Annotated in this window: 24 protein-coding genes; 1 reads left to right on the forward strand and 23 read right to left on the reverse strand. The window is 61.8% G+C overall.

The features are described 5' to 3' along the window. Positions 1-3: 3 nt before the first annotated feature. Positions 4-609, reverse strand: a complete 606-nt coding sequence (locus AC1DZE_RS10690; protein WP_477669855.1) for a chalcone isomerase family protein — start codon at positions 607-609, stop codon at positions 4-6. Positions 610-852: 243 nt separating this feature from the next. Here AC1DZE_RS10690 and AC1DZE_RS10695 point away from each other — a divergent pair, with 243 nt between their 5' ends. Beyond that, the gene (locus tag AC1DZE_RS10695) at positions 853-2,010 is read left to right on the forward strand and encodes a S1C family serine protease (protein ID WP_477669856.1); all 1,158 of its coding nucleotides are present in this window, start codon (positions 853-855) and stop codon (positions 2,008-2,010) included. A gap of 130 nt (positions 2,011-2,140) precedes the next feature. Here AC1DZE_RS10695 and tatC read toward each other — a convergent pair whose 3' ends face one another. The 22 genes from tatC to AC1DZE_RS10805 all read right to left on the reverse strand — a co-directional run bounded on the left by tatC (position 2,141) and on the right by AC1DZE_RS10805 (position 17,205). Next, entirely contained in the window at positions 2,141-2,941 is an 801-nt protein-coding gene (tatC, locus tag AC1DZE_RS10700; RefSeq protein WP_477672777.1) for a twin-arginine translocase subunit TatC, read from the reverse strand. Between the two features lie 70 nt (positions 2,942-3,011). Then, positions 3,012-3,479: a Sec-independent protein translocase protein TatB gene (gene tatB, locus AC1DZE_RS10705; protein WP_457279703.1), complete on the reverse strand. Its 468-nt coding sequence runs from the start codon at positions 3,477-3,479 to the stop codon at positions 3,012-3,014. A gap of 41 nt (positions 3,480-3,520) precedes the next feature. After that, positions 3,521-3,760, reverse strand: a complete 240-nt coding sequence (gene tatA / locus AC1DZE_RS10710; RefSeq protein ID WP_122955331.1) for a Sec-independent protein translocase subunit TatA — start codon at positions 3,758-3,760, stop codon at positions 3,521-3,523. Between the two features lie 175 nt (positions 3,761-3,935). After that, entirely contained in the window at positions 3,936-4,295 is a 360-nt protein-coding gene (locus AC1DZE_RS10715; protein ID WP_477669859.1) for a histidine triad nucleotide-binding protein, read from the reverse strand. A 23-nt stretch (positions 4,296-4,318) separates the two neighbouring features. Next, a complete protein-coding gene (locus tag AC1DZE_RS10720; protein WP_477669860.1) occupies positions 4,319-4,666 on the reverse strand; it encodes a DUF4870 family protein in 348 nt (115 codons plus the stop codon). 77 nt (positions 4,667-4,743) lie between these two features. After that, on the reverse strand, positions 4,744-5,127 hold the full coding sequence (locus AC1DZE_RS10725; RefSeq protein WP_457279706.1) for a phosphoribosyl-ATP diphosphatase: 384 nt from the start codon (positions 5,125-5,127) through the stop codon (positions 4,744-4,746). Then, a complete protein-coding gene (gene hisI, locus AC1DZE_RS10730) occupies positions 5,114-5,539 on the reverse strand; it encodes a phosphoribosyl-AMP cyclohydrolase (protein WP_477669861.1) in 426 nt (141 codons plus the stop codon). Before hisI ends, AC1DZE_RS10725 begins: the two co-directional genes overlap by 14 nt. A 199-nt stretch (positions 5,540-5,738) precedes the next feature. Beyond that, positions 5,739-6,539: an imidazole glycerol phosphate synthase subunit HisF gene (gene hisF / locus AC1DZE_RS10735; RefSeq protein WP_477669862.1), complete on the reverse strand. Its 801-nt coding sequence runs from the start codon at positions 6,537-6,539 to the stop codon at positions 5,739-5,741. Between the two features lie 58 nt (positions 6,540-6,597). Then, entirely contained in the window at positions 6,598-6,891 is a 294-nt protein-coding gene (locus AC1DZE_RS10740; protein ID WP_477700018.1) for a hypothetical protein, read from the reverse strand. A gap of 16 nt (positions 6,892-6,907) precedes the next feature. Beyond that, positions 6,908-7,648: a 1-(5-phosphoribosyl)-5-[(5-phosphoribosylamino)methylideneamino]imidazole-4-carboxamide isomerase gene (gene hisA / locus AC1DZE_RS10745; protein WP_477658834.1), complete on the reverse strand. Its 741-nt coding sequence runs from the start codon at positions 7,646-7,648 to the stop codon at positions 6,908-6,910. Positions 7,649-7,742: 94 nt separating this feature from the next. After that, positions 7,743-8,432, reverse strand: a complete 690-nt coding sequence (hisH, locus tag AC1DZE_RS10750) for an imidazole glycerol phosphate synthase subunit HisH (RefSeq protein WP_477669864.1) — start codon at positions 8,430-8,432, stop codon at positions 7,743-7,745. Between the two features lie 124 nt (positions 8,433-8,556). Beyond that, a complete protein-coding gene (hisB, locus tag AC1DZE_RS10755) occupies positions 8,557-9,165 on the reverse strand; it encodes an imidazoleglycerol-phosphate dehydratase HisB (RefSeq protein ID WP_457279710.1) in 609 nt (202 codons plus the stop codon). After that, on the reverse strand, positions 9,162-10,265 hold the full coding sequence (gene hisC, locus AC1DZE_RS10760; protein WP_477700019.1) for a histidinol-phosphate transaminase: 1,104 nt from the start codon (positions 10,263-10,265) through the stop codon (positions 9,162-9,164). The genes hisB and hisC overlap by 4 nt, the downstream gene beginning before the upstream one ends. Before the next feature lie 47 nt (positions 10,266-10,312). Then, positions 10,313-10,759 (reverse strand): hypothetical protein, encoded by a 447-nt coding sequence (locus AC1DZE_RS10765; protein ID WP_477669866.1) that lies wholly within the window; start codon positions 10,757-10,759, stop codon positions 10,313-10,315. A 7-nt stretch (positions 10,760-10,766) separates the two neighbouring features. Next, a complete protein-coding gene (gene hisD, locus AC1DZE_RS10770; RefSeq protein ID WP_477669867.1) occupies positions 10,767-12,143 on the reverse strand; it encodes a histidinol dehydrogenase in 1,377 nt (458 codons plus the stop codon). A gap of 11 nt (positions 12,144-12,154) precedes the next feature. After that, positions 12,155-12,796: an ATP phosphoribosyltransferase gene (hisG, locus tag AC1DZE_RS10775; RefSeq protein ID WP_477669868.1), complete on the reverse strand. Its 642-nt coding sequence runs from the start codon at positions 12,794-12,796 to the stop codon at positions 12,155-12,157. Further along, positions 12,793-14,067 (reverse strand): UDP-N-acetylglucosamine 1-carboxyvinyltransferase, encoded by a 1,275-nt coding sequence (gene murA / locus AC1DZE_RS10780; protein WP_457279714.1) that lies wholly within the window; start codon positions 14,065-14,067, stop codon positions 12,793-12,795. Before murA ends, hisG begins: the two co-directional genes overlap by 4 nt. 6 nt (positions 14,068-14,073) lie before the next feature. After that, on the reverse strand, positions 14,074-14,319 hold the full coding sequence (locus AC1DZE_RS10785; protein WP_477669869.1) for a BolA family protein: 246 nt from the start codon (positions 14,317-14,319) through the stop codon (positions 14,074-14,076). Positions 14,320-14,334: 15 nt separating this feature from the next. Next, positions 14,335-15,090: an ABC transporter permease gene (locus AC1DZE_RS10790; protein ID WP_477674666.1), complete on the reverse strand. Its 756-nt coding sequence runs from the start codon at positions 15,088-15,090 to the stop codon at positions 14,335-14,337. 109 nt (positions 15,091-15,199) lie between these two features. Then, the gene (locus tag AC1DZE_RS10795) at positions 15,200-16,159 is read right to left on the reverse strand and encodes an ABC transporter ATP-binding protein (RefSeq protein ID WP_477669871.1); all 960 of its coding nucleotides are present in this window, start codon (positions 16,157-16,159) and stop codon (positions 15,200-15,202) included. A 100-nt stretch (positions 16,160-16,259) separates the two neighbouring features. Further along, positions 16,260-16,541 (reverse strand): STAS domain-containing protein, encoded by a 282-nt coding sequence (locus AC1DZE_RS10800; RefSeq protein WP_477669872.1) that lies wholly within the window; start codon positions 16,539-16,541, stop codon positions 16,260-16,262. A 13-nt stretch (positions 16,542-16,554) separates the two neighbouring features. Beyond that, positions 16,555-17,205, reverse strand: coding sequence for an MlaC/ttg2D family ABC transporter substrate-binding protein (locus AC1DZE_RS10805; RefSeq protein WP_477669873.1), 651 nt, complete (start codon positions 17,203-17,205; stop codon positions 16,555-16,557). Positions 17,206-17,280: the final 75 nt, after the last annotated feature.

The following is a 17,280-nucleotide window of genomic DNA, read 5'->3' on the forward strand; positions in this document are numbered from 1 at the left end:
CGATCAGCTTTTCTCGAGGCCCAGCAAGGCGTCCTTGAGCATGAAGTCGGCCGGAACGGACCCCAGCCAGATGCCCAGCACCATGCGAAAGAACTCCGCATCACCGACCGCTGCGCCCTGCGGCTGCTCGGCGATGAAAAAGCTGGTGCCCTTGCCCGGCATGAACTCCATCGCGAACGAATCGCCGGGCATCAGCTTGCTGCGGCCCGAGAAGATATCGATCAAACGGTTGCTCGACACCGAGTGGCGGCTGACAGCGTCGCGGCTTGAATTGTCGGCCATGCCTCGCAGGAAGAGCCGGCCCAGGTCGGTGCCGGAGACTTCGCGCAGCGCCACAAAAGCCAGGCGGATGGGCGTGCCCAGCTTCATCGCCTCGTCGGCCGACGAGACCTTGCGGCTCGTGTACAGGGCCATGTCATAGACCTTGAAAATGGCCTTGAAGCGGGTGCCGGCGCCATTGAGCTGCAGTGTGGTGCCCTGCGCCACCACACTGGCCGGAAATTTCGTCGCCGTGGGTGCGGCCAGAACCGGCAATGCCAGTCCCGCCGAACCCGCTGTCAATGCGGCCGCGCCACGCGCGAGCCAGGTCCGCCTTGAACACTGATGCATGTTGTCACCTCCGTTATGGTTGTTGACCGCGGGCAGCGGTTCAGGCTGCCCGCGGCTGCGGCCTTGCGGCAGCCGGGAACATGGTACCGGAGCCAGCCGGCGTGCTTCCTTACAGCGAGCGGGAACCCGAAGCGATAAACTCCATCAGTTGGCGCCGCGCCCCTTCCGGCCCTGTGCCGCCCCGGATTCCCGCCCCATTTCGTCTTCCGCACCTTCGTACCGGCACGCCGACCTTCACGCCTCATGAAACGCACCTGGCTTCTTTTTTCCCAAACCGTCACCGTCCTGCTGGCGGCCTACTTCGTGGTGGCCACGCTCAAGCCGCAGTGGCTGGACCGCGGCAATATGCCGGGCGTGTCCGTCATCGAGGCCCCGGCCGGCAGCGCGCCGCGCAGCGGCGGCGCCGGAAGCGGCTTCGCGTCGGCGGCCAAAATTGCCTCGGCGGCTGTGGTCAGCATCAACACCAGCAAGGCCGCTGCCAAAAACCCGCATGCCGAAGACCCGTGGTTCAAGTTTTTCTTCGGCGACCAGAGCCCCAATGAACCGCAGGGCGGACTGGGCAGCGGCGTCATCATCAGCGCCAGCGGCTACATCCTGACCAACAACCACGTGGTGGAAGGCGCCGACGAGATCGAAGTCATCCTCAACGACACGCGCAAGGCAAAAGCACAGGTCATAGGCACCGACCCGGACACCGACCTGGCCATCCTCAAGATCGACCTGGACAAGCTGCCCGTCATCGTGCTGGGCAACTCCGACGCCTTGCAGGTGGGCGACGCCGTGCTGGCCATCGGCAACCCGTTTGGCGTGGGCCAGACGGTCACCGGCGGTATCGTGAGCGCACTGGGGCGCAACCAGCTGGGCATCAACACCTTTGAAAATTTCATCCAGACCGACGCCGCCATCAACCCCGGCAACTCGGGCGGCGCGCTGGTCGACGTGAACGGCAACCTGATGGGCATCAACACCGCGATTTATTCGCGCTCGGGCGGCTCCATGGGCATTGGTTTTGCCATCCCGGTGTCGACCGCCAAGCTGGTGCTCGACGGCATCGTGAAGGACGGCCAGGTCACACGGGGCTGGATCGGTGTGGAGCCGCAGGACCTCAACCCCGAACTCGCTGAAACATTCGGCCTTCCGGCGGCTGCGGCCAAAGAGGGTGGTGTCATCATCACCGGCGTGCTGCAGAACGGCCCGGCCGCGCAGGCCGGCCTTCTGCCCGGCGACGTGATCACCGCCGTGAACGGCAAGGGCGTGCGCAACGTGAGCCAGTTGTTGACCGCTGTGGCAGCCCTCAAGCCCGGTACGCCGGCGCCGTTGACGGTGCTGCGCAAGGACAAGCAGACCGAGATCCCGGTGACGCCCGGCAAGCGCCAGCGGCCCAAGGTTCAGCAGCGCTGACCGGCCGGGGCGGCGGGGAGCCCGCAGCCATCAATGCGAAGGTGCTATTGAGTTAATAGCTGCTTGCGCCCGGCCATATTGGGCTGCAGCCATTTTTATCCAAGGTTTTTTGAACAGCCCCGGCGGAAAATCAGGGCTTGGCCGCTTCGGTGTCACTGTCGGTCTCTGGCACCTTGGTGTGCTTGACGAACAACAGGGCCGCCAGGATGCCGACCTCATACAGCCCGCCCACCACCATCAGCAGCATGATCATGGAACCGGCGTCGGGCGGCGTGACCAGGGCGGTGCCGATGGCGGCAATCACCCAGAAATAGCCGCGGTATTGGCGCAGCTGGGCCACGGTGAGTATGCCCATGCGCACCAGCAAAATGACCGCAATCGGCACTTCAAAGGCCAGCCCGAACGCCAGGAACATGCCCAGCACGAAGCTCAGGTATTCCTCGATGTCCGGCGTAGCCGTGATGGACTTGGGCGCAAAGCTCTGGATGAAGGCAAACACCTGGCCAAACACGAAGTAATAACAAAACGCCACGCCGATGAAAAACAGCAGGGTGCTGGAAACCACCAGCGGCATGACCAGTTTTTTCTCATGCGAATACAGGCCCGGCGCGACGAAGGCCCACACCTGGTACAGCACCACCGGCAGTGCGATCATGAAGGCGGCCATGAAGAGTATCTTGATGGGTACCACGAACGGCGTGATCACGCTGATGGCGATCAGCGTGGCGCCCTTGGGAAGCGTAGCCACCAGCGGTGCGGCCATCAGGTCATAGAGGGCGCTGGCGCCGGGGTACACCGCCAGCACGGCGGCCGCAATGCCGATGGCAATCACCGCCTTGATCATCCGGTCGCGCAGCTCCACGAGGTGCTGCACAAAAGGCTGTTCGGTGCCCGCGAGTTCGTCGGGCTTGTCGGTGTGGGGATCGCTCATGAGGGGAATTTGCGCTGGTGGGGCTGCGCGGGGAGGCACGCAAACAGGAAGGAATCAGCAGAAAAGCAGCTCAAGGCATGCGGCCCGGCTGCGGACGGAAGCGCGCCACGCGGGCCGCGCCGGACTGGGCCTTGGTACGCACGCCCGAACGGGCCTTGTACCACTGCGGTGTCGCGCCCTGCTTGAGCCGCCACTTCTTTTTCGGGTGCCTGTACTCGGGGAAGATTTCCATGCCCGGCAAAGCGCCGGAGGACGACTCTCCCGTGGCCTCGGCCCAGGATTTTTCGAAATCGCTGGCGTTGGTCTGGATGGAGTTCTCGACGTCGCGGGCGGCTCCCTCGACGGTTTCTTTCATTTTCTTGAGCTCGTCCAGCTCCATGGAGCGGTTGACCTCGTTTTTGACGTCGGCCACATAACGCTGCGCCTTACCAAGCAACGTACCCACGGTGCGCGCCACGCGCGGCAGTTTCTCCGGGCCGATAACGATCAGCGCCACGGCGCCGATGAGCGCCATTTTGGAGATGCCTAGATCAATCACTGCAGAAGGTGTCGCTGGAAGGTTGCGTCAGATGATTGCGCTCAAGACTTCTGCTTGGCTTCGACGTCGATTGTCGTTTTGTCAGCGGCCTGAGCGTTGGTCACGCTGGCGGGCGGCACGGGCACGTCGGCGGGCGTCTGGCTGCCGTCCTTCATGCCGTCTTTAAAACCCTTGACGGCGCCGCCGAGATCGCTGCCCATGTTTTTCAGCTTTTTGGTGCCGAAAACCATCACCACGATCAACAGCACGATCAGCCAGTGCCAGATGGAAAATGAACCCATGATTTGCTCCTAATCTGTAAATACAGGTGTAAATGCAACATTGCCGGTTTGGGGCGGTTTGCACGTAATTGCGTTGATTCTAAAGGCCCTGTCTGCCGGAAAACCGATTACACACATTGGCCTACCGGTTTAGTGTGGTTGTGGGCACCGGGGTTCCCTTTGGCTTGTAACCCTTCTAGCCCTTCAGCCATGGACGAGGGCCGCCGATCACGTGAAAGTGCAGGTGATGCACTTCTTGTCCGCCTTCGGCGCCGGTATTGGTCACGATCCGGTAGCCGCCCTCCGGATAAGGGTTACAGCCCTGCTCTATCGCCAGCTTGGGGGCCAGCACCATCATGCGCCCCAGCAGGGCGGCGTGTTCGGGGCCAACCTGGGCCATGGACGGAATGTGGTCCTTGGGAATGATCAGGAAATGCACGGGCGCCCACGGGTTGATGTCGTGAAAAGCGTACAGCTCGTCATCTTCGTACACCTTCCGGCTTGGAATGGTGCCCGCAGCGATCTTGCAGAAAATGCAGGTGTCGGAATGGTTCATGGCTGGGTCGTGACTCAAGGAAATTACGCAGGACGGTGGCTGCTAAAACGCATCCAGCCACGCACGCAGCGGTACAGGTACCAGAGGCAGACAATGCCATAGGCCACCCACCCCGGCACAATCAACAGCCACAGCGGCGACAGCAGCACCAGCCACGCAAGCGTCCACCAGAAGGTGCGAATCATGTAGTTGTGGTGGTCGATGTAGAGCGCATCGGTTTCATCCGCGCGGCGAATGTAGTTGATGATGACGGCGATCACCGCAAACACACCGCCGCTGAACCAGGCCAGCGTGTGCAGGCCGTACAGCACATGCATGATGGTGCGGTCGGCGGGATTCTTGCCTTCGAATTCGGCCAGGTCGGTTTCCATGCGTTCAGGTTCCAGTCAAAGCGATATCAGGGAGAAGAAAAATCAGCCACGGTGATGGGGGCCATGAAACGCCCGTCTCAGGGCTTTTCGGCCGCATCACGGTGCTGGGCCTTGCGCAAGGCTTTTTCCTCGATGCCGCTGGTGCCTTCGCGGCGCTCCAGCTCGGCGATCACGTCCAGTGGGCTGAGGCCATAGTGCGCCAGCGCGATGAGGCTGTGAAACCACAGGTCGGCCACTTCGCCGACCAGCTTGCCCTTCAGCTCCGCCGTGGGGCCCCCGCGGTCGATGTCCTTGGCGGCCATCACGGTTTCGGTGGCTTCTTCACCGATTTTTTTCAGGAAGGCGTCGGGGCCTTTGTGCAGCAGGCGAGCCACATAGCTGGTGTCCGGGTCACCGCCGTTGGCCGCCTTGCGGCTTTCAATGATCTGCGCCAGGCGCTGGAGGGAGTCATTCGTGGTCATGTTTGCCGGAGTCTGTTGATGCTTTTTTATACATGGTTGTCGGGTCTTTCAGGACCGGCTCGGTCACCACCCACTGGCCGTCTTTATACACACTGAAAAAGCAGCTGTGGCGGCCCGTGTGGCAGGCGATGCCCGGCGTGTGGCCCAGCTGCGTCACCTTGAGCAGGATCACGTCGTTGTCGCAATCCAGGCGAATTTCATGCACTGTTTGCTGGTTGCCGGATTCTTCACCCTTGTGCCAGAGGCGCCCGCGTGAGCGGCTGTAGTACACCGCCTGGCCCAGCTCGGCGGTTTTTTGCAGCGCCTCGCGGTTCATCCAGGCGAACATGAGCACATCGCCGCTGGAAGCTTCCTGCGCAATGACAGGGATCAGGCCTTTGTCATCCCAGCTGACTTCATCTAACCAGTTCATAAAAGTATTATCGCCCCCACGGTCGCTCACTGCGTTTAGCTCCCTGCCCCCCGAGGGGGCCGCCCGCCTGCGGTCTGGCAAAGCCAGTCCCGCGGCTCATGCTGGTTTGGGGGAGCAGGGGCGGCTTGCAAGTAGTCACTATCAAATCGATAGCTGCTTGCGCATGCGGGGTAAGGGCTGGATGCCGAAACTCTAAAAACTACAACCTCACAGGAATACCGCGCGCTGCCATGTGCTGCTTGGCCTGCTGAACGGTGTATTCGCCGTAATGAAAGATGCTGGCAGCCAGCACCGCGTCGGCGCCGCCGTTTTGTATGCCGTCGGCCAGGTGCTCCAGGTTGCCGACGCCGCCCGAGGCGATCACCGGCACGCTGATGGCGTCGCTCACCGCGCGGGTCAGCGCCAGGTCAAAGCCCGACTTGGTGCCGTCGCGGTCCATGCTGGTCAGCAAAATCTCGCCGGCGCCGCGGCGCGCCATCTCGGTGGCCCAAGCCACGGCGTCCAGGCCGGTGTTCTTGCGCCCGCCGTGGCTGTAGACATCCCAGCCCGGGCCGACCGGTTCGCCGGTGGGTGTGAGGCGCTTTTCGTCTTCCGCGCCGCGGCGCTTGGCGTCGATCGCCACCACGATGCACTGCGAGCCGTATTTGGCGGAAGCGTCGGCGATCACCTGCGGGTTGGCGATGGCGGCCGAGTTGAAGCTGGTCTTGTCGGCGCCGGAGTTGAGCAGGCGGCGCACGTCCTCAACGGTGCGAACACCGCCGCCCACGGTAAGAGGGATAAAGACCTGGGATGCAACCGCCTCGATGATCGGCAGGATCAGGTCACGCCCATCGCTGGTGGCCGTGATGTCGAGGAAGGTGAGCTCATCCGCGCCCTGCTCGTTGTAGCGCGCGGCGATTTCCACCGGGTCGCCTGCGTCACGCAGCTGGGTGAAGTTGACGCCCTTCACGACGCGGCCGCCGGTGACGTCGAGGCAGGGAATGATTCGTTTAGCGAGCATGGAAATCTATGAAGAAGGCGTTGGAACGCCACAGAAGGTGAATGAGAAGTGTGGCCGGCTACAAGGCGGAATCCAGAACAAGGTAAATCACGGCAGGAAGAGTCAGTACGGTGAAAACAGCATATCTGTAAGCCTCGTTCTTTTGCCAGTAGTCGTCAATGTGCTGATGAATATGCCAGTAAACAAAAATCGAGACTGCCAACGCGGCTAATGCGCACAATCCCACAAGACAAGACGCGGTATCAAGCCCGAACCAGATGACGAAACCGGCCACAAACATGAGAGGAGCGGCAGCCAATAGTGAGACTCCCCAAATAGCCCAAAACCAGTTGGGAGTAACAGGCTTCTCCAATGAAGAAAGTCCTGTCTCAGCCGTTCAGTTCATCGGCCCTGGCCTGGGCTTTCTCAAAATCGAGATCACCGCTGTAGATAGAGCGGCCGCAAATCACGCCCTCCACGCCCTCTTCCTCGACTTCGCAGAGTTTTTCGATGTCAGCCATGTTCGAAAGGCCGCCCGAAGCGATCACGGGAATCGTCAGCGCCTGGGCGAGCTTGACGGTGGCGTCGATGTTGATGCCGGTCAGCATGCCGTCGCGGCCGATATCGGTGTAGATGATGGATTCGACGCCGTAGTCCTGGAATTTCTTGCCGAGATCGATGACCTCGTGGCCGGTCATCTTGCTCCAGCCGTCGGTGGCTACTTTGCCGTCCTTGGCGTCGAGGCCAACGATGATGTGGCCGCCGAACGCGGTGCAGGCGTCCTGCAGGAAGCCGGGGTTCTTTACAGCGGCCGTGCCGATGATGACGTAGCGCAGGCCAGCATCGAGGTAGCGCTCGATGGTGTCCAGGTCACGGATGCCGCCACCCAGCTGCACATCGATCTCGCTGCCGACTTCCGCCAGGATCTGCTTGATGGCTGCCTCGTTGCGGGGCTTGCCTGCGAACGCACCATTCAGGTCCACCAGGTGCAGGCGCCGCGCGCCCTTGTCGACCCAGCTGCGCGCCATGGCGGCCGGGTCTTCGCTGAAGATGGTGGATTGATCCATGTCGCCCTGTTTGAGGCGGACGCAGTGACCGTCTTTCAGGTCAATCGCGGGGATAAGTAGCATGTGCGGTTAAAGACGGTAAAACGGTAAAGTACAAAACGGACGCTCAGGGTAACAAAAAGCCGGACGCCCCGGTACCGGGTCTGACCCAAGGTATTCAGGGATTCCAGTGCAGGAAATTGCGGTACAGGGCCAGCCCATGGTCGGCACTCTTTTCGGGGTGGAACTGGGTGGCAAAAATATTATCGCGTGCAATCGCCGCCGTAAAGCGCGCGCCGTAGTCGGCCTCCCCCGCGATGTGGTGTGCATCCGACGGCCGGGCATAAAAGCTGTGTACAAAATAAAAGTACGCGCCGTCGGGCACGCCAGCCCAGACCGGGTGGGCCCTGGCCGTGCCCGCACCATTTTGGTAAACCTGGTTCCAGCCCATCTGCGGCACCTTGTAACGGCTGCCGTCGGGCTGGATTTTGCCGGCCAGCTCGAATTTGGTGACCTCCCCAGGGATTAATCCGAGGCCGGTGGTACCCACGCCGCCGTCGCCGGGCTGGCCTTCGTCGCTGTGGCTCAGCAGCATCTGCATGCCAACACAAACACCGAACAGCGGCTTGTTGGCCGCAGCGTGCAGCACCGACTCCAGCATGCCGGAATCTGCGAGCTCGCGCATGCAGTCGGCAATGGCGCCCTGGCCAGGCAGCACGATGCGTTCGGCCGACATCACATCTTCGGCCCGGGAGGTGACCAGCACGTCAAAGCCGCTGCCGCCCGCCACATGGCGAACAGCCTGTGACACGGAGTGCAGGTTGCCCATGCCGTAGTCGACCACGGCGACTGTTTTGGGTTTTGCCATTGAAAGTCGAAAGGTAGTTTGCTACGAATTTAATAGCTGCTTGCGCCCGTCACCATTGGTCTGGAGGCAAAAACAGGCATTAAAACAAGGATTGGACGTGTTCCCGGCGTTGAGTGCGAAGGGGTTACAGCGAACCCTTGGTCGATGGAATCACGCCTGCGGCGCGCGGATCGATCTCCAGCGCCATGCGCAGCGCGCGGGCAAATGCCTTGAACACGGTTTCGGCCTGGTGGTGGGCGTTCTCGCCCTTGAGGTTGTCGATGTGCAAGGTCACAAAGGCGTGGTTCACAAAGCCCTGGAAGAATTCGTAGGCGAGCTGGCTGTCGAAGGTGCCGATCATGCCGCTCTTGAAAGGAACATGCATCTCGAGGCCCGGACGGCCCGAAAAATCGACCACCACGCGCGACAGCGCCTCGTCGAGCGGCACATAGGCGTGGCCGTAGCGGCGCAGGCCTTTTTTGTCTCCCACAGCCTTGGCCACGGCCTGGCCCAGCGTAATGCCCACGTCTTCCACCGTGTGGTGGCCGTCAATGTGCAAATCGCCCTTGGCCTGGATGTCGAGGTCGATCAGGCCGTGGCGGGCGATCTGGTCCAGCATGTGGTCGAAAAAGCCTATGCCCGTGGAAAGGCTGGCTTTACCGGTGCCGTCCAGGTTGAGCTTGACGATGATCTGGGTTTCGGCGGTGTTGCGTGAAACCTCGGCAATGCGGGGAGCGTGGGTAGGGGTGGTCATAGGGATTTTTCAAGCGCCGCCAGCATTTGCACGTTCTCGTCCGCGGTGCCGACCGTCAGGCGCAAACAATTGGCCAGCAATGGGTGCATTTTAGAAACGTTTTTGACCAGGACCTTGCGCGATTTCATGCCCTCAAAGGTTTTGGCCGCATCGGGCACCCGCACCAGGATCATGTTGGCGTCGCTTTTCCAGGCTTTGACGCCCTTTGCCTCCATGCCGGCCAGGGCCTCCAGCAACACAGCACGTTGGGCCACCAGCTCCGCGGCCTGCGCGGCGAATTCACCCTGGTGCTCCAGCGCGAACAGCGCGCATTCGTAGTTGAGCACGCTGATGTTGTAGGGCGGGCGCACCTTGTCGATCTCGGCAATCAGCGCTTTCGGGCCCATCATGTAGCCGATGCGCACGCCGGCGAGGCCGAGCTTGCTCAGGGTGCGCATCAGCAGCACATGGCCGTGCCTGGCGATGCGGTCGATGTAGCTTTTGCTGGCAAAGGGCTGGTAGGCCTCGTCCATCACGACCAGGCCACCTTGCTCGCCTACGGCTTCGATGATCTTTTCAATCACCGCGTCGTCCCACAGGTTGGCCGTCGGGTTGTTCGGGTAGGCCAGGTAAATGATCGACGGCTGGTGCTCGGCAATGGCGGCCAGCATGGCGGCTTCGTCGAGCTCGAAGTCGGCCGTCAGCGGCACGTCGATGAATTTGAGGCCCTGCAGCTGCGCGCTCATGGCGTACATCACAAAGCCCGGCAGCGGCGCCAATATGGAGCCCCCTTCCACATCGCAGGCCATGGCCAGCAGCGAGATCAACTCGTCCGAGCCATTGCCCAGCATGATGTCGAAGCCCTCAGGCATCTGCGCATAGTCAGCCAGGGCCTTGCGCAGATCATTCACGCGGCCATCCGGGTAGCGGTTCAACGCCAGCGCGCCCAGTCGCTGGCCCAGATGGGCCTGCAGCGATGCCGGCAGGCGGTGCGGATTTTCCATCGCATCGAGCTTGACCATGCCGGCCGATTCCTGAATCGCATAGGCGTGCATGGACTGCACGTCCTGGCGGATCAGTTTTTTGAGCTTGGGAGCCAGTGAGGCGTCTGACTGTTTCATGATGGGTGAATTGACTCTGTCTGGCGGTATTGTGAGTGCCGGTTCGCTCAGCAGCTGCTTTTCTGCACGAAAGCGGAGCCCGTGGGCATGCTCCTGTTGGCCACGTCTTTGCGGTTCAGCAGCTCCCTGAACATGGGATCTACAAAAAGCTTCACGCATTCGCCGGACCGGAAAGTACCACTCACAGGAAGCGTCAGCGACAAGATGTTTGAAACGGTCACCACGATGGAGCTGACGTCGCGATTGCCCTGCTGCGCACCAATGGCGTTGGCCAGCATGACGCCAGCAGAGCCCCCTGCAAGCGTCGCGCTACTTTGCTGAACCGAACTCAAACCATAGTAGGGCGAGGCAGACACTTCGGAGACCACTCCTGAAAGCTCAATCGCATTGGGAGGTTTCTCTGAGGGTTGCACCACGGACGCGCAGCCCTGCAATCCTGCCAGCGCAATGCAAGCAGCAACGACAAGATTCAGCGATCTGAAAATGCGGGTCATTTACGATTCAATCGGGTTTGGAAAGCCGCATTTCGGCGGCGCGGGCATGCGCCTGCAGGCCCTCGCCATAAGCAAGTTCTGCGGCGATCTTGCCGAGGACCTGCGCACCGGCTTCGCTGACCTCAATAAGGCTGGAGCGTTTCTGGAAGTCGTAGACACCCAGTGGCGAACTGAAGCGCGCCGTGCCGCTGGTGGGCAGCACGTGGTTGGGGCCGGCGCAGTAGTCGCCCAGCGATTCGCTGGTGTAGGCGCCCAGGAAGATGGCGCCGGCGTGCTTGAGCAAGGGCTCCCACTTGTGCGGGTCGCGGCTGGAGACTTCGAGGTGTTCGGGTGCGATGCGGTTGCTGATCTCGCAGGCCTCTTCCATGCTGCGGGTGTGGATCAGTGCACCGCGGCCGGTGAGGGACTTGGCGATGATTTCGGCGCGCGGCATTTCGGACAAAAGGCGGTCGATAGCGGCCTGCACTTCATCGATATACGCGGCGTCGGGGCACAGCAGGATGCTTTGCGCGAGTTCGTCGTGCTCGGCCTGGCTGAACAAGTCCATGGCCACCCAGTCGGCCGACGTGCTGCCGTCAGCCAGCACCAGGATTTCAGACGGGCCGGCAATCATGTCGATGCCCACCGTGCCAAAAACGCGCTTTTTGGCGCTGGCAACATAGGCGTTGCCGGGGCCGGTGATCTTGTCGACCTTGGGCACGGTCTGCGTGCCGTAGGCCAGCGCAGCCACGGCCTGCGCGCCGCCGATGGTGAAGGCGCGGGTGACGCCGGCCACGTAGGCGGCGGCCAGCACGAGCTCATTGCGCTCGCCTTTGCTCGACGCCGCCTGGTCGCCCGAGCCGCCCGTGGCCACGCTGCCGCGCACGGGCGTTGGCACCACCATGATGATCTCTTGCACACCAGCCACGTGGGCGGGGATGGCGTTCATGAGCAAGCTGGAGGGGTAGGCAGCCTTGCCGCCCGGAACGTAAATGCCCACCCGGTCCAGCGGCGTGACCTTCTGGCCCAGCAGCGTGCCGTCTTCGTCGCGATAACTCCAGCTCTCTCCCGATGCCTTCTTCTGTGCCTCGTGGTACTTGCGCACCCGGGCGGCTGCGGCCTGCAGGGCCTCGCGCTGGGCAGCGGGAATGGCATCAAATGCGGCCTTGAAATCCGCCTGCGTCAGTTCCAGCCCAGCCATCGACGCAGCTGACAGGCCATCAAACCGCGCGGTGTATTCCAGCACCGCCGCATCGCCGCGCTGTTGCACATCGGCCAGGATGTCGGCCACGCGCTGCTCGATGGCCGCGTCAGTGTCGGCGGACCAATGCAGCCGCGCCTTGAAATCAGCATCAAAAGTTGCCGAGACCGTTGACAGTCGTGCGGGAGAAGCTATTAATTTCATAGCATCAAGACTCAAGGTGTGGCCGTGGCGGCGGCGAAGGCATCGATCAGCTTGCGGATGGGCTCTTGCTTGAGCTTGAGCGCGGTCTGGTTCACGACGAGGTGCGAGCTGATGTCCATGATGCGTTCGACCTCGACCAGGTGGTTGGCCTTGAGCGTGCTGCCGGTGGAGACCAGATCGACGATCGCGTCGGCCAGGCCTGTAAGCGGTGCGAGCTCCATGCTGCCATAGAGCTTGATCAGGTCGACGTGCACCCCCTTGGTGGCGAAAAAGTCGCGGGCAATCGCCACGTACTTGGTGGCCACTTTCAGGCGCGAGCCCTGGCGCACGGCGGCGGCGTAGTCAAAACCTTCGCGCACCGCCACGCTGATGCGGCATTTGGCGATTTGCAGGTCGAGCGGCTGGTACAGGCCCTGGCTGCCGGATTCGAGCAAAGTGTCTTTGCCGACCACGCCGAGGTCGGCGCCGCCGTACTGCACATAGGTGGGCACGTCGGTGGCACGCACCAGCACCACACGCAGGCCGGGTTGGTTGGTGTCCAGAATCAGCTTGCGGGATTTTTCCGGGTCGTCGAGTACCTCGATGCCGGCGCTTCGCAGCAGCGGCAGGATGTCGTCGAAGATGCGGCCTTTGGATAACGCCAGGGTGATCATGCTTTGACTCGTTCTATGTCGGCACCGATTCCGCGCAGCTTGGCTTCCATCTGGTCATAGCCGCGGTCCAGGTGGTAAATGCGGTCCACCATGGTTTCGCCCTCGGCCACCAGGCCGGCAATTACCAGGCTGGCGGAGGCGCGCAAATCAGTGGCCATCACGGTGGCGCCCGACAGCTTTTCAACACCCTCCATGACCGCGACCTTGCCTTCGATCTGGATCTTGGCGCCCAGGCGCACCATCTCGTTGACGTGCATGAAACGGTTTTCAAAGATTGTCTCCGTCACCGTGCTGCTGCCCTGTGCAATGGCGTTCAGCGCCATGAACTGGGCCTGCATGTCGGTCGGGAAGCCGGGGTATTCAGTCGTGCGGAAGGATTGCGCCTTCATTCGGCCGCTGGCCTGGATGCGGATAAAACCCTCACCCGCAGTCACCACGGCACCGGCTTCACGCAGCTTGTCGATCACGGCATCGAGGTGGTCGGCTCGGCCATGCTTCAAGACAACGTCGCCGCCGGCAGCGGCCACCGCGCACAAAAAGGTCCCGGTTTCAATGCGGTCGGCCACCACCTGGTGGGTGCAGCCATGCAGGCGCTCCACGCCCTGGATACGGATACGGCGCGTGCCGTGACCTTCAATCTTCGCGCCCATCTTGATGAGCATTTCAGCCAGGTCGCCAATCTCGGGCTCCTGTGCGGCGTTCTCCAGGATGGTTTCACCTTCTGCCAGGCTGGCGGCCATCAGGAAGTTTTCAGTGCCGGTCACCGTCACCATGTCGGTGGTGATGCTGGTGCCCTTGAGCCGCTTCTGACCAGCCGGCAGCTTGGCGATCATGTAGCCATGCTCCACGGCGATTTCAGCGCCCATGGCCTGCATGCCCTTGATGTGCTGGTCGACCGGCCGCGAACCAATGGCGCAGCCGCCGGGCAGTGACACAGTCGCTTCGCCAAAGCGCGCCAGCAGCGGGCCGAGGGCCAGCACGGAAGCGCGCATGGTCTTGACGAGCTCATAAGGGGCTTCCGGTGAGCTCAGGCCGCCGGCATTGAGCACCACGGTGCTGGGCACGTCCTGGCTGCGTTCGGCCTGCACGCCCATGTTGCGCACCAGCTTGAGCATGGTGGCCACGTCCTGCAGGCGCGGCACGTTCTGCAGCGTCACCGTGTCGGCCGTCAGCAGGGCTGCACAAAGCTCCGGGAGCGCGGCATTCTTGGCGCCGGAAATTTCGACCGTGCCGGCGAGTGATTTGCCGCCCCTGATGAGTAATTTGTCCATGTTCTTTTATTGCGTGTTGTTGTTGGCCCATTCGGTGGGCGTATACGTTTTCATCGACAGCGCATGCACTTCGTCGGTCTGCATGCGGCCACCCAGCGTGGCGTACACCTTCTGGTGGCGCTGGATCAAGCGCAGGCCCTCAAAGGTGCTGGAGATGATTGTCGCGTACCAATGGCGCCCGTCGCCCGACAGCTCGATATGTTCGCACGGCAGGCCTGCGGTGATGATGGATTGAAGTTCTTCGCTGGTCATATGTTTTGGTTTCAGTCAGTGTCTTATTTTGTAGCCGGTGCGCAGCATGTTCACGGCAACGGAGCTAACGACAAGCAAGGCCGTCAAAACAATCCCCAGGCTCAGCCAGGGCGAAACATCGCTGACGCCAAAGAATCCGTAGCGAAAACCGTCGATCATGTAGAAAAACGGGTTCAGGTGGCTGACCTTTTGCCAAAACGGCGGCAGCGAGTGGATCGAATAAAACACGCCGCTCAGGAAGGTCATGGGCATGATGACGAAATTCTGGAAGGCTGCCATCTGGTCGAACTTTTCAGACCACAGCCCGGCGATGACGCCCAGTGCGCCCAGCATGGCGGCGCCCAGCACCGCAAACAGCACAATCCACAGCGGCGCCACAAAGGCGGGTTGGCCAAAGAACACGGTGACGGCAAATACGCCCGCTCCCACCAGCAGGCCACGTGCGACGGACGAGCCGACGTACGCAAAAAACCAGTGCCAGTGCGACAGCGGCGTGAGCAGCACAAACACCAGGCTGCCCATGATCTTGCTCTGGATCAGCGAGGAAGAGCTGTTGGCGAACGCGTTCTGCAACACGCTCATCATCACGAGGCCCGGCACCAGGAAGGCGGTGTAGCTGACCTGGTCGTAGACCTTCACTTGATCCTGCAGCACGTGACCAAAGATCAGCATGTAGAGCACGGCGGTCAACACCGGGGCTCCGACCGTCTGGAAACCCACTTTCCAGAAGCGCAAGGTTTCTTTATAAAGCAGTGTTTGCCAGCCAGTCATTCAAAAGCCCCCACGCTTGTCGCTTCGCGTACTACGCAGCCCCCCGAGGGGGCTGTGCTTGCTTGGGGCGGCCCGGCGCGGCGCACGGCCCTTCCCCGGATGAACGCGATCATGTTGCCACTCCCATTAAATTCAGTTCGGTGGCTTCTCGGGCCGGCTTTTTGTTCATGACATCCAGGAACACATCTTCCAGGTCGGCCTTGCGGATTTCAACGTCTTCCGCAACCAGCCCCGCTTCGCGGATGGCCGCCAGGTATTGTTCGATTTCATGGGCGTTGTGCGCCGGAAACTGCACGATGCGCCCGGTGATACGGGCCTGCGCGGCCAGGTGCACCGGCAATTCGCTGTCGATCTTGAAGCGCAGCACATTGGAGGACGCCGCCTTGAGCAGCTCGGAAGTCTGGGCCAACGCCACCACCCGCCCCTGCTTGAGCATGGCGATGCGGCTGCACAGGGCCTCAGCTTCTTCGAGGTAGTGCGTGGTGAGCAGCACCGTGCTGCCCTGCTTGTTGAGTTTGGCGATGAACTGCCACAGCGTCTGGCGCAGTTCGACATCAACGCCAGCAGTGGGCTCGTCCAGCACGATGACCTGCGGCTTGTGCACCAGCGCCTGCGCCACCAGCACGCGGCGCTTCATGCCGCCGGAGAGCTGGCGCATGTTGGCATTGGCTTTGTCGGCCAGCCCCAGGCTGACGAGCAGCTCGTCGATCCAGTCGTCGTTGCGTTTGATGCCGAAATAGCCGGACTGGATGCGCAGCGCCTCGCGCACGGAGAAAAAGGGGTCGAACACCAGTTCCTGGGGTACGACGCCGAGCTTTCGCCTTGCATTGGCATAGTCGGTGAGCACGTCGCTGCCATGCACCAGGACCTGGCCGCTGCTGGCGCGCGAAAGGCCGGCGAGTATGCTGATGAGAGAGGTTTTGCCGGCGCCGTTAGGGCCCAGCAAGCCAAAAAATTCACCTTGCCGGATATCAAAACTGACGTCGTCCAGCGCCTTGACAGCAGGCCCCGTCTGATTTCGCGTGGATGAGTAGGTTTTGGAGACGGACTGAAATGAGATCGCTGGCATGAGCCCGCCATTTTAAGGGCGGATGCTGTTTTTATCCGGGTCGGCGGCTGAATGCCCTGCGTCAGGACCCCGATGGGCGAAGAAACCCGAAAGCGGCGTCTCAGGCCGCCGGGGCGGCAGCGGCGGGAATCAGCTCTGCCACGCCATACAGGCCTGCCAACTGACGCAGGCGAGCCGGCAAGCCGGCCACCGAAAACGCCTTGCCGGCAGCCAGCGCTTCACGCCGGCATTCCAGCAGCACCGCCAGCGCGGAGGAGTCAAACTCCTTCAGCGCGCCTGCATCGGCCACCACGCCGGCCGGCTGGGACAGCACGGCCTGCTTGAGGCCGAGAGCAAACCCGGCAGCCTCGGCATGCGTGAGGACAGAAGGAAGCGTCAGCACTGGCGATGCCTGCTCAGGGCTTCTTGGCAACAGCTGCGCCTGCGCCGGTGTTGGACTGGTTGCGCTGAACCAGGGAAGCGATCAGGCCATCGACGCCCTTGGCGCTGATTTCCTGGGCGAACTGGGTACGGTAGGTTTCCACCAGCCAGACGCCCAGCACGTTGAGGTCATAGATCTTCCAGCCCGTAGCGGTTTTTTCCATGCGGTAATCCAGCTGGATTGGATCGCCCCGGCCCAGAACTTCGGTGCGTACGACGACTTCAGTGTCTTCCGGAGCCGCACGCAGCGGTTTGACATTGACGCTCTGGTCGCTGACCTGTGCCAATGCGCCGGAATAGGTGCGGATCAGCAGGGTCTTGAACTCGTCCTGAAGCTTCTTTTGCTGCTCAGGCGTGGCCTGGCGCCAGTTGCGGCCCACGGCAGAGGCCGTCATGCGTGTGAAGTTCACGTTAGGCATGATCTTGCTGTCGACGAGCGCGAGCACCCGGGTGAGGTCACCGGCTTTTACAGCCTTGTCCGTCTTGATGTTGTCCAGCACATCGGCCGAGACGCGCTTGATCAGGGCATCGGGTGCCTCATCGGCTGCGCGAACGAACGGCGCAGACCCCATCAGGGCCAGGCTGAGGGCGGCGGTGAATAAATGGCCAAGTGTTCTGCGTTTCATGATTTTCCTTCTATGACGAAGCATGCGGCTGCGAAAATTGCAGTACCCCTATGGATACGTCGCTGCTGCAACCGA

This window comes from Polaromonas sp. P1_F1 (assembly GCF_056405795.1).

Coding starts and splice junctions, on each gene's coding strand:
- AC1DZE_RS10690 (WP_477669855.1), bottom strand. CDS start 609: ATGCATCAGTGTTCAAGGCGGACCTGGCTCGCGCGTGGCGCGGCCGCA.
- AC1DZE_RS10695 (WP_477669856.1), top strand. CDS start 853: ATGAAACGCACCTGGCTTCTTTTTTCCCAAACCGTCACCGTCCTGCTG.
- tatC (WP_477672777.1), bottom strand. CDS start 2,941: ATGAGCGATCCCCACACCGACAAGCCCGACGAACTCGCGGGCACCGAA.
- tatA (WP_122955331.1), bottom strand. CDS start 3,760: ATGGGTTCATTTTCCATCTGGCACTGGCTGATCGTGCTGTTGATCGTG.
- AC1DZE_RS10715 (WP_477669859.1), bottom strand. CDS start 4,295: ATGAACCATTCCGACACCTGCATTTTCTGCAAGATCGCTGCGGGCACC.
- AC1DZE_RS10720 (WP_477669860.1), bottom strand. CDS start 4,666: ATGGAAACCGACCTGGCCGAATTCGAAGGCAAGAATCCCGCCGACCGC.
- AC1DZE_RS10725 (WP_457279706.1), bottom strand. CDS start 5,127: ATGACCACGAATGACTCCCTCCAGCGCCTGGCGCAGATCATTGAAAGC.
- hisI (WP_477669861.1), bottom strand. CDS start 5,539: ATGAACTGGTTAGATGAAGTCAGCTGGGATGACAAAGGCCTGATCCCT.
- hisF (WP_477669862.1), bottom strand. CDS start 6,539: ATGCTCGCTAAACGAATCATTCCCTGCCTCGACGTCACCGGCGGCCGC.
- hisA (WP_477658834.1), bottom strand. CDS start 7,648: ATGCTACTTATCCCCGCGATTGACCTGAAAGACGGTCACTGCGTCCGC.
- hisH (WP_477669864.1), bottom strand. CDS start 8,432: ATGGCAAAACCCAAAACAGTCGCCGTGGTCGACTACGGCATGGGCAAC.
- hisB (WP_457279710.1), bottom strand. CDS start 9,165: ATGACCACCCCTACCCACGCTCCCCGCATTGCCGAGGTTTCACGCAAC.
- hisC (WP_477700019.1), bottom strand. CDS start 10,265: ATGAAACAGTCAGACGCCTCACTGGCTCCCAAGCTCAAAAAACTGATC.
- AC1DZE_RS10765 (WP_477669866.1), bottom strand. CDS start 10,759: ATGACCCGCATTTTCAGATCGCTGAATCTTGTCGTTGCTGCTTGCATT.
- hisD (WP_477669867.1), bottom strand. CDS start 12,143: ATGAAATTAATAGCTTCTCCCGCACGACTGTCAACGGTCTCGGCAACT.
- hisG (WP_477669868.1), bottom strand. CDS start 12,796: ATGATCACCCTGGCGTTATCCAAAGGCCGCATCTTCGACGACATCCTG.
- murA (WP_457279714.1), bottom strand. CDS start 14,067: ATGGACAAATTACTCATCAGGGGCGGCAAATCACTCGCCGGCACGGTC.
- AC1DZE_RS10785 (WP_477669869.1), bottom strand. CDS start 14,319: ATGACCAGCGAAGAACTTCAATCCATCATCACCGCAGGCCTGCCGTGC.
- AC1DZE_RS10790 (WP_477674666.1), bottom strand. CDS start 15,090: ATGACTGGCTGGCAAACACTGCTTTATAAAGAAACCTTGCGCTTCTGG.
- AC1DZE_RS10795 (WP_477669871.1), bottom strand. CDS start 16,159: ATGCCAGCGATCTCATTTCAGTCCGTCTCCAAAACCTACTCATCCACG.
- AC1DZE_RS10805 (WP_477669873.1), bottom strand. CDS start 17,205: ATGAAACGCAGAACACTTGGCCATTTATTCACCGCCGCCCTCAGCCTG.